Consider the following 13,787-nt stretch of genomic DNA (forward strand, 5'->3'; position numbering starts at 1 on the left):
ACATGGGACTCTCGACAAGCCCTATTTTCCCAGATCAGAAGGCACTTCTTCGTTCTCAGCCCAGTCCGTGGGCAGCCCTTACCGAAGGGCCGAGGCTAACGGCAGGCGTGCGGGTGCTCTCGCCGCCAAGGAAGAGGACCCGAGCCGGGACGCAGTTACGCCATTTGAAGGGAGTGATCCTTCGGCATACGTCCTTTCGCAAAGGAGTTCACAAGCGCACAATCAGACAGCCCGGAGCCGCTTAGGGGATGACTTAGCAAGTTGAACCGCAAGCTCGTTCAGCTTTCTCTGAAGAGAGAGAATACTCTCGCGCATCTCGTCATCTGCGGCCGACAGAAGATCCTCGCCACCCAGCAGGTCGATGCTCTTCGCAGTGGCGGATAAGACCTTCCGCAGCTTGGCCTTTCGTTCACGCGCTAGAGTTTCGGGGTCTTCCTCAACAACAATCGAAACGGCATCCTGAACAACCGCGTATGCTGCCTTTGCACTCTCGGGATCCGCCTTCGGATCACCTACCTCAGCAAGCGCCTCCGCTATTCTCTCCATAGCGGAATGAGGAAGTTTAACCATCTCCCCACCGGGAGTACGCGCCACCCCCTCACGGACAACCTGCTCCACGTAATCCGCTTGCTCGAACTTTCGCGCCTCGATAGAAACAGCCTTCTTAACCTCCGGGATGCTTGCGATTGCCTGAGCCACAAGAGTCTGAATATTAGCATCATCCTCAGCGCGATCGAGCAGGGCCAAACAAGCAGCTTCTGCCGTCTTTCCATCACCTAAAATGGCGGTTCTCAAAGCGCCCGGGTGCTCGGCTATTCTGACAGCCTGCCCGTAGCTTATGCCTTCAAGCTGAGCCTGCCTCGCAATGCTCTCACGTCGAGGACTGCCCTGTTCGTACGACACGAAGTATTCTGACCAAGCCTCAGGATCGGGCAGAGCGACTTTCTCACCCGGAACTAGGCTATCCGCTGAAGGAACCAGACCTGCGGCTGCAGCACGCACCCAGGCCCGATAGAAGCGCATCACACGGTTCTTCGAACATCCCGCCTTCAACGCGAATTCAGATGCACTGACTTTCGAACTGCCAGCGCCGGCCCCAGGCAGCCCTCGGCGCTTCCTATTTTCGGATACCTTAGGCGCCACACTACGGGCAACCATCAGCCCGAATAACCACCCACCTGTACGAGCATATTCACCGAACTCAAGCGCATCACGATCGATATGGCTTTGCCACGGCCCTCCGTTGGCAGATTTGGCTAAATCGTCGATAGGAACACCAAGCTCTCGGGCCAAAAGGCCAAGCGCGTCACCATCATCGCCAATAACGCGAACAAGATCGGGGATTGACCGACCGAGGCCCGAAGTCGGCGCGGCAGTAATGAAAGACTCTATTGAGTTGTGCTCAACCTCTTCACCTCGGGGCGTAACGAAACGACGCCAAGCCCCCTCCTCAAGCGTCCGACGAATCAGCGCCGGAGCGGTTTCCATTCCGTTAACAGTAGACCGAATCGCAGAACTCAAAACATTTACTAAAACCGCATTTCCTTCTAAGTTCGTCATGAGATATCCTTAAGCCAGCCGTCCAGCACATCTAAACGCTTGTGAAGAGATTCCAGCGGAGCATGCGCTATCTTATTGCCGAACATTTTATTCAACTCCCCGTGGATGTTCCGATGTGGCACCCCCCGAGCCATAGCCAGCCTGCTGACCTTACGTTGAATGAGGTTACGCAGGTCTAGTTTCTGCGCAGAAAGGGTTTGGTTGTTACTCGGTTCAGGTTGCCGCTGCTCGGGCGGCGAAGGAACGTCACCAGCGAGGCGCAGAATAAGAGCCACTGCCTCTGGCGTGGTGTGCCGGGGCAAAGCCGTTCCGGCAGCCGCTAGAACAGCCTCGGCCCGAGTCTTTTCTTCGGTAGTGATAGAGGTGCCGCTCGCGATTGTTGCGTGATGGCTTGCCGCAGAAGAACCAACTACTTCGATGGGTGGTAGGAGTGCAGGCGGTTCGCCAAAATCGCCGGAATCCTGCGTCTCCCGCACTCGCTTTTCTTGCTCAGCGACCACTGCATCTACAGTCTTTTCAATATCTTTTGCGTAGCTGAGCAGGGGTTCGATCGACGGAATAAATACTCTAGCCGTCGTTTCGTCCTCTAGGCCCCTCATTCGAACAAAGCGACCAACTACTTGGATAAAGAACATCTGAGTACGTATACGGGAGGCGTATACCCCAACAGCAAGCCGAGGAATATCTACCCCCTCGGCCACCATCTGAACCGCGACTATCCACCGGGAACCGGCTGTAGAAAAGTCCTTAATAACCTTGGAAGCCTCAGGGTCATCGGATGTTGCTACGGATGGCCGCTCTCCTGTTATCGACTCAAGGATAGAGGCATAAGCGCGGGCAGCGTTTTGATCGCTCGCCACTACTAATCCCCCAGCATCGGGCACATCTATCCGCGCCAGATTCAACGCCGCATTAGCCTCTCTAAGGACTGAAGGAATCCAGTCTTTCGTCGGGTCCAAAGCCGCCCGAAGTGCGGGAGGAACCGTTTTCTCATCAGTGTCAGCCAACGAGATCGAGGTTGTCTGGTGCTCGCCAGCTCGACGCCAGTGCGACTTTCCATCCATAGCGGGAAAGACGGCGGGACGAACAACTCCCCCGTCTGCCAGAGCCATACCGTAGTCGTAGTTATAGCCCGGCACGGCACGGCCACTTTCGTATTCAACGAAAGGTATTGGTTTGGCGTCGCTCCGGAATGGCGTGCCGGACAGGAGAAGTCGCCTACCGGCAGGCTCGAAGGCTTCCTTAAGGGCTTGCCCCCAAGTCAGGTTTTCTCCATCGCCTGCGTGGTGGATTTCGTCGAAAATTACAAGAGTAGGGCGACGCGAGCAAAGCCTTCGCCAAAGGAGCGGCGCTGCTGCAATCGTATGGTAAGTGGCTACCACGCCGTCGAAATCGGAGCCTACAGCGGCATTCCCGTTAACGAACGTGTCATCAAGTTGGATGCCCATTCGATGGGCCGCTCGCGCCCACTGCTGCTTCAGGTGAGAAGTTGGAACGACCACGACTAGGTTTCGGGCGGCCCCTTGGGCTATAAGGTCCTGCGTAATCGTCAATGCGAATGTGGTTTTTCCGGCGCCGGGTGTAGCGACGACCAAGAAGTTCTGTCCAGGACCGCCATTTCGGCTGTGGTAGAACTCTCGGGCTTCTTGCTGCCACTCTCGGAGACCAGATGCATCCGACATTGACCCCTTACCCTTCTTCAAGTTGCATTTCGGACAAAGAGCCTGGCCGTTGGTAACGTCTGTTGCGCCGCCCAAGGACCACGCCTCGACATGGTCGCCATGCCACCCGCGCGGAAGCTGATCACCGCAGCTGACGCAGCGACCATCAGACGAGAGGAAGAGTGCAACCCGCTCAGCACTGCCGAACCGTCGTCGTGGATCGCGAGAGCCCGCGCCTTTCGCCATAGCCCCAGAGGGTATCGAGGGCTACCGACAAAATCGGTCATCGCTAGCAGCGGAGGCTAGAAGTTTGAGCACATCCTTGAAGAGGAACCGCAGGTCTTGCCACGTCTGCCCGACGATTGACGGACGCTCGTCGGAGATCCGACTCCCCGCACCTCTTGTACTGCCGATTTCTTCTGTTATGGATCAAGGCACCGCGCTCCGCGCGGTGCGGGGGCGGCAAGCCCGGCCGGCGGCAAGCCGCCCCGGACGCCTACGGCACCGGGGCGATAAGCCGCCGACAGCCGCCGGGACACCGCCCCACCGACCAGAGGGACCAAGCCCAGCGAGGCCGTGACGGAAGCCGGCGGGGTCGGCCTAGTCGCGGGGTCGGGGCTTCCGGCTGCCGCGCCAGTCCAACCCCGGGACTGGCTTGCCACCGGCCCGTCGATGGACACCGTTCGCCCGCCGCAGCTAGTACGCTGACGCGCCGTGCGATACGCCGCAGGCCCGCCGTCCCGCTGGAACATCGAACTCAGCAGCGGTGCCGTCATCGATCTGTGGGCGGATGCCTTCCGGGTGGAGAACAGTCACTACCTCTTCACCGTCCTGGTCGAGGCGTCTCCCGACGAGCTTCGCGAACTTGAGGTGACCTCACAGCCGCCATCCCCCAGCCCCGGCTTTGTCGAAGTCCTCGTAGCAAAGATCCCGGAAGCCGACGTCGCCCGAGTCGAGAGCGCGCCCGCCAGGGCAGGCCCCGGAGGGGTGTCGATAGCGCTTCCGGATACCCGCCCCGCTGAGCCGGCACTCAGGGCGTCTCCAGGGCGTCAGGGCGTCCACAGGGCGTCAAACGCCGACCAGAGTTGACCAAGAACGACCATCGACGCCCGGACATAGAACCAGCTCAGAGCCATGATCACGGCTGTGAGCTGGTGGGCGACGGACGAGTCGACCTGTACGCCGGATTCTGTGCGCGATGCGTACCCCTCGCGGGACACGCACCGGCGGCGGCCATCCATCTCGGCCTGCCGTTGCCGACAGGCTCCTGCGGCCTACCCGCAGACATCGGGCGGGCAGCCCTCAAGCGTCTGCGCCGGGTCGTCATCTTGCGGTGACGGCCCTTGCTTGGCCTTGCTCCGGGTGGGGTTTACCGAGCCACCCCGGTCACCCGGGGTGCTGGTGGGCTCTTACCCCACCGTTTCACCCTTACCGGCCCCGATCGGGGCCGGCGGTCTGTTTTCTGTGGCACTGTCCCGCGGGTCACCCCGGGTTGCCGTTAGCAACCACCCTGCCCTGTGGAGTCCGGACGTTCCTCGGCGGCGGGCCGGAACCCACCGACGCGACCGCCCGGTCGACTCGTCCGTCGCGCTCCCATCCTAACGACGCGGCCTCCCACGCCGATTCCACCCCGCCCCACGCGCCGGACCGTGCGCACGAGGTGGAACGGAGGTGCCCAGGAAAGCTCGCCAGGGACAGAACAGCGCCGTACGAAGAGACAGGAATGACACCTGGCCGACGCGGTCGGAGGGGCCTGATCAGGGCGTACTAGCCTTTCGGCACCATGGATCTCTCCGACGCCCTGCTGCTGCTCGTCGCCGGTCTCGCTGCGGGCACGGTGAACGCGGCGGCCGGCGGCGGTTCCCTGATCACCTTCCCGGCGCTGATCGCGGTGGGCCTGCCGCCTGTCGCGGCCAATGTCAGCAACTCCGTGTCGGTCTTCCCCGGCTACGTGGCGAGTGTGGCGGGCAGCCGGGTGGACCTGCCTCCCCGGCGGACGCTGTGGCCGTTGCTGCCGACGGCGGTGCTCGGCACGGGTGTCGGCTGTCTGCTCCTGCTGGCCACCCCGGCGCGGGCGTTCGAGCTGGTGGTGCCGTTCCTGGTGCTCGGGGCCACCGCGGTGCTGGCCTTCCAGGGGCCGCTGCGCCGGCTGGTCGGCCACCCGGCCGAGCTGGGCCCGCGCCGCCGTACCCTCACGGTGCAGGCGATGGTCGCGGTCGGCACGGTGTACGGCGGCTACTTCGGCGCGGCGCTGGGGGTGATGCTGGTGGCCGGCCTGGCCCTGGTGCTGGACGCGACGCTGGCCCGGGTGTCGGCGGTGAAGAACCTGCTCTCCGCCGTGGTGGGGTTGACCACGCTGGTGGTGTTCGCCCTGTTCGGGCCGGTGAACTGGGCGGCGGTCGCGGTGGTCGCACCGGCCACCCTGGTCGGCGGGTACGTGGGGGCCCGGCTGGTCCGCCGGTTGCCGCCGGTGGTGCTCAGGTCGCTGATCGTCTGTTTCGGTACGGCGATCGGCCTCTACCTGCTCTGGCGGGCGCTGGGCTGAGCAGCCGCGTCACCAGGATCGCGGGGCGGCGATCCCGGCGACGCGATCGACTTCAGTACGCCTCACCGACCGGTTCCTCGGGGGCGTGCTCGGCCTGCCGGGCGGCCCGGTTCCAGCGGGACCAGAGCACCCGTTCGCCGTAGCCGGCGGCCATCAGGTGCGCGAAGGCCAGGTAGACCAGCAGGCCGACGGCGAGCACTCCGAAGCCGACCCAGAACGGCAGCGCCAGGCCGTGCTCGGCGAGCTTGCCGGAGAGGATCGGGGCGGGCGCGGCGGCCCCCCAGCGCACCAGGTTGAACGCCCCGGTGGCGACCCGACGGTCACCGGAGCCCAGGCCGAGGGCCAGGTCGGTGAGGTTGGCGTTGGCCAGGCCCATGCACAGGCCGGCGAGGACCAGCACCACCAGCGACCCGGCGGTGCTGCCCGAGGTGGCGAAGAGGACCATGCAGACCAGTAGGCCGACGAGGGCCACGCCGACGGTCTGCACCGCGCCGATCCGGTGGGCCAGCCGGTGGCCGATCAGCAGGATGCCGGCGGCCAGGCCGAGACCCCAGCCGGTGAAGGCGAGGCCGAGCGGGATGACGTCGAGGCCGAGGAAGAGCGGCGTGTAGCCGAGCACCACGAAGAAGACGAAGTTGTACGCGGCGGTGACCACGCAGAGGGTGACGAACGCCGGCCGGCGGTAGGTGGCGAAGATCTGCCCCACTCGTACGGGTGCCTGCCGGTTGGTCGGCTCGCGGAGCCTGCGGGCGGCCACGAGCAGGGCGAACACCATGAACACGCCGCAGACGAAGAACGGCAGTCGCCAGCTGACCTCCCCGAGCAGCCCGCCGATCAGCGGGCCGACCGCGAACCCGAGGCCGAGCGCGGTCTCGAAGAGGCCGACCACCCACTCCCGGTCGTTGGCGAGGTTGACCAGCACCACCATGGCGGTGGCGAAGAACATCGCGTTGCCCAGCCCCCAGACGCCGCGCAGCACCGACAGTTGCACGATGTCGTTGCTGAACGAGGCGGCGATGGCGGCCAGGCCGACCACCGAGACGCCGGTGACGAGCACCGGCTTGAAGCCGAACTTCCCGCTGGCCAGGGTCGCCGGGATCATCCCGACCGCCATCACCGCGATGTACGCGGTGAAGAGCAGTTCGACCTGCCAGGCGGTGACCCCGATCGCCGCGCCGATGGCGGGCAGGATGGGGTCCACCACAGCGATGCCGGCGATGGCGAGGAAGGCCACCAGCGTGGTGGCGTAGATGGCACTGCGGTGGGGTTCGGTATGCCGATCCACTCCGCCTCCTGTCAGGCCGAAGCCGCAGATAGCTGTATCGTACAGTTAATTCCGTTGTATCATACAGTCATGAGCGACGACCGCACGACGGGAACGGACCCGGGCGAGGCCACCCTCGGCCGGATCGAGACCGAGGTCGCCCTGTTGATGCGGCTGGGCGAGGCCACCCGCCGGGCCACCGGCAGCGCCGAGCACAGGGTCCTCGACCGGGCGGCGTACGTGATCCTGCGGCACCTGGACGCCACCGGCCCGCAGAACGTCTCCGCGCTGGCCGCCCGGCTCAACCTGGACGGCTCCACGGTGACCCGCCAGGTGTCGGCGCTGCAACGCGACGGCCTGATCGCCCGTGCCCCCGACCCGGCCGACGGCCGGGGCACGGTGGTCTCCCCCACCCCCGCCGGGCTGCACCGGATGGCCGCCGTCCAGGCCGCCCGGGTCCGGCTCTACGGCGACATCCTGGCCGACTGGACCACCGACGACCGGGATGCCCTGGCCACCCTGCTGGGTCGGCTCAACCAGGCCCTGGAATCCCGCACCCGCCGCCGTTGACCCGGAGCTGCCCCCTGCGGCGGTTCACCGACGTCCCCTCCCCCCATGGACCGATGGCACGCGCCTTGCGGATGGGGCACGGACCGGGCAGGCGCCTGGGGCGGGTGGGCACGGACCGATGGCACCGCACCCGGGGTACCTGGACGTGTTCGGGCGCTATGGAGCTGATGACGCGAACGAATCAGGTGTGCCGGCTGTCAACGCCGCCCCGACCCTTTTCAGGCGGAGCCGCGACACCGGCACCGCGATTCGTTGACGTCATCAGCTCCATAGCGCCCGGCCGACACCTGCACCGCGATTCGTTGACGTCATCAGCTCTATAGCGCCCGGAGGAGGTACATCGACCAGGGCTGGTCCTCCGCACCGCGGTCGAGCCCGCCCAGGACCCGACACGCAGACCCCGGCCGGGCCAGACCTCAGACCCAGGACAGAGCCCAGACCAGACCCCGGACCAGGCCAGACCCCAGACCGAGGCAGGCCCCGGAGCAGGGCAGACCTCGGACCGGAGCAGGCCCCGGACCAGACCGGACCAGGCCAGACCCCGAACCGGGCCAGACCCCGGGCGGAACAGGGGGTCAGGCGACCGGTTCGCGGGCCGAGTCGGCGTCCCGGTCGGGGCCGGGGGTGACACGCGGGTCGCCCTCGTCGGCGAAGTAGTCGTCGGGGGTGGTGCCGTCCACGCCCTCCGCCACCTTCGCCGCCCGCAGCGCCAGCGTGACCAGCGCAGCCACCACCAGGTTCACCAGCACCGCGACGATGCCGACGTAGATCGTCTTCTTGGTGTCGAAGCCGAAGTCGGACAGCGGGAAGGCCGAGCCGCCGAAGTGCGCGCGCTGCGTCGTGGGGTTGGGGATCTGGTAGAGCATCCACATGCCCAGCCCCATGCCGGCCGCCCAGCCGGCGATCAGCGCGCCCCGGTGGAACCAGCGGGTGTAGAGGCCCAGCGCCACCGCCGGCAGCGTCTGGAGGATGATCACGCCGCCGATGAGTTGCAGGTCGATGGAGAACTGCGGGTCCAGGAAGACGATGCAGGCCACCGCGCCGACCTTCACCACCAGCGAGGTGACCTTCGAGACGTTCGCCTCCTGAGCCGGACTGGCGTCCCGCTTCAGGTACTCCTTGTAGATGTTGCGGGTGAACAGGTTCGCCGCCGCGATCGACATGATGGCCGCCGGCACCAGCGCGCCGATGCCGATCGCCGCGTACGCCACCCCGGCGAACCAGTCCGGGAACTGCTGGTCGAAGAGCACCGGCACCACCGTGTTGCTGTCGACCGTGCCCTCCTTCGCCCCGGGCAGCGGCTTCACTCCGGCCGCGATGGCCATGAAGCCGAGCAGCGCGATCAACCCGAGCAGCAGGCTGTACGCCGGCAACGCCGACATGTTCCGCTTGATCACGTCCCGGTTCCGGCTGGCCAGCACGCCGGTGATGCTGTGCGGGTAGAGGAACAGCGCCAGCGCCGAACCGAAGGCCAGGGTGACGTACTGGAGCTGGTTGTCGGCGTTGAGCAGGATCCCGTCGTTCGGGTTCGGTGAGGCGGCGAACTTCGCGTCCGCGGCGTCGAAGATCGAGCCCCAACCCCCCAGCTTGTACGGCAGATAGATCACCGCCACCAGGATGACGATGTAGATCAGGCTGTCCTTCACGAACGCGATCAGCGCCGGGGCCCGCAACCCGGACTGGTAGGTGTAGGCGGCCAGGATCGCGAAGGCGATGATGATCGGCAGGTGCCGGGCCACCGCGCTGTCCCCGGTGACCCCCATGGTCTTCAACACCGCCTCGATGCCGACCAGCTGCAACGCGATGTACGGCATGGTCGCGACGATGCCGGTGATGGCGATCAGCAGGGCCAGCACCGGCGAGTCGAACCGGCGGCGGACGAAGTCGGCCGGGGTGACGAAGCCGTACCGGTGCGACACCGACCAGAGCCGGCAGAGCACCAGGAACACCAGCGGGTAGATGACGATCGTGTACGGCACGGCGAAGAACCCGGCCGCGCCCGCCCCGAACATCAGCGCCGGCACCGCCACGAACGTGTACGCCGTGTAGAGGTCACCGCCGACCAGGAACCAGGTGATCCAGCCGCCGAAGCTGCGCCCGCCCAGCCCCCACTCGTCGAGGTGCGCCATGTCCTTCGGCGCCCGCCACCGGGCCGCCACGAAACCCATCCCGCTGACCAGCAGGAAGAGCACCGAGAAGACGATGATCTCGGTCAGGTGCTCACGCCACATCACGAACCCTCCTTCGTTCGCGACTGCGGGGCTCGCAACACCGGCTCACTCCTCGCGCTCACCGGGACCCCCGCTTCTTGGTCATCTGGTAGACCAGCGTGGTGGTGGTCACCCCGAGCAGGATCCAGACCAGTTGCAGCCAGTAGAAACGCGGGAAGCCGAACAGCCGGGGCGCGTCCGCGTTGAACAGTGCCGGGATCAGCGGCACCACGATCGGGATGAAGAGCAACCAGTTCCAGGGGCTGTGATCCTTCGCCCTGGACGACGCCGTTCGCGGCGTCTCCGGTTCGGGAGCGGTCATCTGACCCACCTCCGGTAGTCGTGCCGGCCAGTAACGGCCGGACGCTACGACCCGGTGAACCCGCTCACGTTCGATCGGCGCTCGGCGATGCGCCCAACGGCCGCCCGCCTGCGCCGAATGGCGGAGCGGACGGCCGACGCATCGACATCCGTCGACCCCGGACCGGGAGCCACCGGGGCGGCCGACAGACGACCCGGGTCAGCGGGCCGGGAGGTGGGCGGTGTCGTTGACCGAGCGGACCGCGATCCCGCCGTCGGGCCACATGTCGAGCACCGAAATGCCGGCCGCGTCCAGATAGAGCCGGTGCAGGAAGGCGTCGCTGGCGGCGAGGGCGTCGCGCAACGCCAGCTTGATCGGCGAGACGTGCGAGACGACCACCACGGTCTCCCCGGGGTACGCCTCCCGCAGCGCCACCATAGCCCGGTCGACCCGCTGCCCGACCTCGGTGAACGACTCACCGCCCGGCGGGGCGACCCGGGTGGAGGCGAGCCAGGCGTCCAACTCGCCGGGCCACCGGTCCCGTACCTCGGCGAAGGTGTGGCCGTCCCAGTCGCCGAAGTCGCACTCGATCCAGTCGTCCTGCCGGCGTACCGGCAGGTCGCCGAGGGCCCCGGCGATCGCCTCGGCGGTGGCCGTACACCGGGACAGCGGGGAGCTGAGCACGGCCGCGACGGACGGGGCCAGCGCGGCCACCCGGGCGGCGGTGGCCTGTGCCTGGGCCTGGCCGGACTCCGACAGCGGCACGTCGGCGCGGCCGGCGTAGCGGTGCTGCACGGTCCACTCGGTCGCACCGTGCCGCACCAGGATCAGCCGGGTGGCGGTGAAGCTCGGCCGGGGCTCCCAGGACGCCCGGGTGGTCGCCGGGTCGGTGCCGGCGGTCCGGGTGGCGGCGCGGGCGGCCACCTCGCGGGCCTGCGCCCGAGCCGGCGAGTGCGCACCCGCCACCGGCGGGGCCGGCGCGGCACCGGTCGGCGCGGCCACCGACCAGGCGGTCTTACCTGCGGCGGCGGCGTCCATCGCCGCGTTCGCCAGGGCGTCGGCGTGCCGGTTGCGCTCCCGGGGAATCCAACTGAACCGGACGGTGTCGAAGCGGTCGACCAGCGCGGCGGCCCGTGCGGCGAGCGGACGCAGCCCCGGATGCTTGATCTGCCACCGGCCGCACATCTGCTCGACCACCAGCTTTGAGTCCATCCGGGCGTCGACCTCGACCGCGCCCAACTCGGCGGCGGCCTCCAACCCGGCGATCAGGCCCCGGTACTCGGCCACGTTGTTGGTGGCCGTCCCGATCGACTCGGCGCGCTCCAGCAGCACCTCGCCGGACGCCGGATCCCGGACCACGGCACCGTAGCCGGCCGGCCCGGGGTTGCCCCTGGACCCGCCGTCGGCCTCGATGACGACCGCGCGCACCGCCACCGGGCTACAGCCCCGACTCGTTGGTACGCACCATGATCCGCCGGCAGTCCTCGCAGCGGACCACCTCGTCCGGGGCCGACTTGCGGATCCGGGACAGGTCCGCGCCGGACAGCTCCAACCGGCAACCGCCGCAGCGGCCCGCGGTGAGCAGCGCCGCGCCGAGGCCGGTGTCCTCGCGGATCTTGTCGTACAGGGTCACCAGGTCGACGGGGAGGTCGGCGGCGAGCGGCTTGCGCGCGCCCTTCTTGAACTCCTCCTCCTTGGCGATGGCGGCGAGGCTGTCGTCGCGGCGCTGCTCGACCGCGGCCCGCCGGTCCCGGGTCTCGGTGAGCCGGGCCTCGATCCCGTCGAGGGTGGCCTGCGCCGTCTCCCGCTGCTCCATCAGCTCCAGCTCGGCATCCTCCAGGTCACCCTGGCGGCGGTTGAGGGAGACCAGCTCGTGCTGGAGCGCCTCCAGTTCGCGGGCCGGCCCACTGCCGCTGGCCAGCCGGGCCTCGTCCTTGTCCTTGCGGGCCCGAACCTGGTCGATGTCCTTCTCCAGCCGGGCGATGTCCCGGTCCAGGTCGTCCACGGCGACCTGGGCGCGGACCCGCTCGTCCTCCAGCGCGGACAGCTCTCGGGCCAGCCCTTCCAGCTCGGCCCGTTCGGGCAGCGACCGGCGGCGGTGGGCGAGCTGGGCGAGGGTGGTGTCGATCGCCTGAAGATCGAGCAGGCGGCGCTGGACCTGGGGTTCAGCCTTCACGGTCGGGGCTCCTTGTCGTCCATCGCGGGTGCGGCGGCGTGCACGGTCCACGGGTCGGTGTCCAGGTCGGACACCACGGTCTCGACGCCGAAGCCGGCCCGCAGGTGGGCGGCCACGTCGTCCAGCCAGGGTCGTTCGGTCGCCCAGTGTGCGGCGTCCAGCAGGGCGGGCCCACCGGCGGCGAGGTGCTCACCGGCGGGATGGTGCCGCAGGTCGGAGGTGAGGAACGCGTCCGCCCCGGCGGCGGTAGCCGCAGCCAGGAAACCGTCGCCCGAGCCGCCGCTGACCGCGAGGGTATGCACGATACGCCCGGGATCGCCTCCGGCGCGAACCCCCCAGACGGTGGCAGGCAGGACAGCGGCGGCGTGCCGGGTCAACTCGGCAAGCGTCAGCGGGGCGGGCAGCTCACCGACCCGACCGATGCCCCGGCCGGCGCCGGCGGCCGGGGCACCCGGCGCGGGCGGCTGGAGGGGACGCAGGCCGGTCAGCCCGAACCGGGCGGCCAGCGCGTCGGAGACGCCCGGCGCGGCGACGTCGGCGTTGGTGTGCGCCACGTACAGGGCCACCCCGGCGCGGATCAGGTCGTGCACGATCCGCCCCTTCCAGGTGGTCGGGGCGACCGAGGAGACGCCGCGCAGCAGCAACGGGTGGTGCGCGACGATCAGGTCGGCACCGGCGGCGAGGGCCTCGGCGACCGTCTCGGGGACGACGTCCACCGTGCCGAAGACCCGGCGGACCGGGTCGGTGGGCTCACCGAGCACCAGACCGACCCGGTCCCACTCCTCGGCCCAAGCGGGCGGATAACGCCGATCCAGTTCGGCCACCACGTCGGCGACGGACGGCGGGGACGCGGTTGTGCTCACGGCCGGCAGCTTACCGGCGCGCACCGGCGGCCACGCCCACGCCCGTCGGCCGGGTCAGGCGGCCGAGGCGGCCCGGGACCGGTCCGGCAGGGCCGCCACCGCCGCCTCCCACGGAAAGGTGTGCAGGTGCCGTTCCCCCGTACCGGGCGGGTGCAGCGGGTACACATGGTCGCCGAAGAGGACCGTGGCGCCCCACTCGCGGAGCCGTGCCAGGCCGGCCTGGAAGGCCGGATGCCCGGCCATCGCCGCGTTGGTGAACGGCACCACCACCACCGGCACCCCCTTGCCCTGCCCCTCGACCAGCAGGCCCAGGGCCAGGGTGTCGGTGATCCCCGCCGCCCACTTGTTGACCGTGTTGACGGTGGCCGGGCAGACCACCATCGCGTCGGCCGGGGGCAGCAGGTCCGGGTCGCCCGGGTGCTTGTAGTGGGTACGCACCGGATGCCCGGTCTGCCGGGCCAACGCTGCCCGGTCCACGAACTTCGCCCCGTCGGGCGTGGTGATGACGCAGACCTCCCAGCCGTCGTCCTGGGCCAGGTCGACGAGACGATCGAGGTGACGGGCCAGCGGCGAACCGCAGGCGATGACGTAGAGCACCGCGGGGTGCTCACTGCTCTGGTGCGGGCCGCCGCTCATC

At 68.0% G+C, this 13,787-nt stretch carries 12 protein-coding genes, 1 other RNA gene and 1 pseudogene; 3 read left to right on the forward strand and 11 right to left on the reverse strand.

Going from position 1 to position 13,787, the window contains the following annotated elements:
• Nucleotides 1-222: 222 nt before the first annotated feature.
• The 3 genes and pseudogenes from ACIG87_RS31075 to ACIG87_RS31085 form a co-directional block, all read right to left on the reverse strand.
• Nucleotides 223-1,560 (reverse strand): hypothetical protein, encoded by a 1,338-nt coding sequence (locus ACIG87_RS31075; RefSeq protein WP_396855184.1) that lies wholly within the window; start codon nucleotides 1,558-1,560, stop codon nucleotides 223-225.
• Nucleotides 1,557-3,242 carry a DEAD/DEAH box helicase gene (locus ACIG87_RS31080; RefSeq protein WP_396855211.1) on the reverse strand — a complete coding sequence of 562 codons (1,686 nt, stop codon included), beginning with the start codon at nucleotides 3,240-3,242 and terminating at the stop codon, nucleotides 1,557-1,559. The genes ACIG87_RS31075 and ACIG87_RS31080 overlap by 4 nt, the downstream gene beginning before the upstream one ends.
• A gap of 18 nt (nucleotides 3,243-3,260) precedes the next feature.
• A pseudogene (locus ACIG87_RS31085) lies at nucleotides 3,261-3,467 on the reverse strand (HNH endonuclease); the annotation flags it as partial.
• Between the two features lie 468 nt (nucleotides 3,468-3,935).
• On the opposite strand from ACIG87_RS31085, the gene ACIG87_RS31090 reads away from it, so the two are divergent.
• Nucleotides 3,936-4,310, forward strand: coding sequence for a hypothetical protein (locus ACIG87_RS31090; protein WP_396855185.1), 375 nt, complete (start codon nucleotides 3,936-3,938; stop codon nucleotides 4,308-4,310).
• A 73-nt stretch (nucleotides 4,311-4,383) separates the two neighbouring features.
• Here ACIG87_RS31090 and rnpB read toward each other — a convergent pair.
• Nucleotides 4,384-4,802: RNase P RNA component class A (rnpB, locus tag ACIG87_RS31095), an RNA gene on the reverse strand.
• Between the two features lie 202 nt (nucleotides 4,803-5,004).
• On the opposite strand from rnpB, the gene ACIG87_RS31100 reads away from it, so the two are divergent.
• The gene (locus tag ACIG87_RS31100; protein ID WP_396855186.1) at nucleotides 5,005-5,766 is read left to right on the forward strand and encodes a sulfite exporter TauE/SafE family protein; all 762 of its coding nucleotides are present in this window, start codon (nucleotides 5,005-5,007) and stop codon (nucleotides 5,764-5,766) included.
• Nucleotides 5,767-5,818: 52 nt separating this feature from the next.
• On the opposite strand, the gene ACIG87_RS31105 is transcribed toward ACIG87_RS31100, so the two are convergent.
• Nucleotides 5,819-7,051 (reverse strand): MFS transporter, encoded by a 1,233-nt coding sequence (locus ACIG87_RS31105; RefSeq protein ID WP_396855187.1) that lies wholly within the window; start codon nucleotides 7,049-7,051, stop codon nucleotides 5,819-5,821.
• A gap of 69 nt (nucleotides 7,052-7,120) precedes the next feature.
• Between ACIG87_RS31105 and ACIG87_RS31110 the strand changes: the two genes are divergently transcribed.
• Complete coding sequence (locus ACIG87_RS31110) at nucleotides 7,121-7,600, forward strand: MarR family winged helix-turn-helix transcriptional regulator (RefSeq protein WP_396855188.1); 480 nt, start codon at nucleotides 7,121-7,123, stop codon at nucleotides 7,598-7,600.
• A gap of 575 nt (nucleotides 7,601-8,175) precedes the next feature.
• Here ACIG87_RS31110 and mctP read toward each other — a convergent pair.
• The 6 genes from mctP to ACIG87_RS31140 all read right to left on the reverse strand — a co-directional run bounded on the left by mctP (nucleotide 8,176) and on the right by ACIG87_RS31140 (nucleotide 13,786).
• The gene (mctP, locus tag ACIG87_RS31115) at nucleotides 8,176-9,831 is read right to left on the reverse strand and encodes a monocarboxylate uptake permease MctP (protein ID WP_396855212.1); all 1,656 of its coding nucleotides are present in this window, start codon (nucleotides 9,829-9,831) and stop codon (nucleotides 8,176-8,178) included.
• Nucleotides 9,832-9,889: 58 nt separating this feature from the next.
• Complete coding sequence (locus ACIG87_RS31120; RefSeq protein ID WP_396855189.1) at nucleotides 9,890-10,132, reverse strand: DUF3311 domain-containing protein; 243 nt, start codon at nucleotides 10,130-10,132, stop codon at nucleotides 9,890-9,892.
• 198 nt (nucleotides 10,133-10,330) lie between these two features.
• Nucleotides 10,331-11,545, reverse strand: a complete 1,215-nt coding sequence (locus tag ACIG87_RS31125) for a bifunctional RNase H/acid phosphatase (RefSeq protein WP_396855190.1) — start codon at nucleotides 11,543-11,545, stop codon at nucleotides 10,331-10,333.
• 4 nt (nucleotides 11,546-11,549) lie between these two features.
• Entirely contained in the window at nucleotides 11,550-12,287 is a 738-nt protein-coding gene (locus ACIG87_RS31130; protein WP_396855191.1) for a zinc ribbon domain-containing protein, read from the reverse strand.
• Complete coding sequence (locus ACIG87_RS31135; RefSeq protein ID WP_396855213.1) at nucleotides 12,284-13,114, reverse strand: Nif3-like dinuclear metal center hexameric protein; 831 nt, start codon at nucleotides 13,112-13,114, stop codon at nucleotides 12,284-12,286. The genes ACIG87_RS31130 and ACIG87_RS31135 overlap by 4 nt, the downstream gene beginning before the upstream one ends.
• Before the next feature lie 90 nt (nucleotides 13,115-13,204).
• Nucleotides 13,205-13,786, reverse strand: a complete 582-nt coding sequence (locus ACIG87_RS31140; protein WP_396855192.1) for a flavoprotein — start codon at nucleotides 13,784-13,786, stop codon at nucleotides 13,205-13,207.
• Nucleotide 13,787 lies beyond the last annotated feature (1 nt).

The organism is Micromonospora sp. NPDC051925 (assembly GCF_044548625.1).
In the GTDB taxonomy this organism is placed as follows: Bacteria; Actinomycetota; Actinomycetes; order Mycobacteriales; family Micromonosporaceae; genus Micromonospora.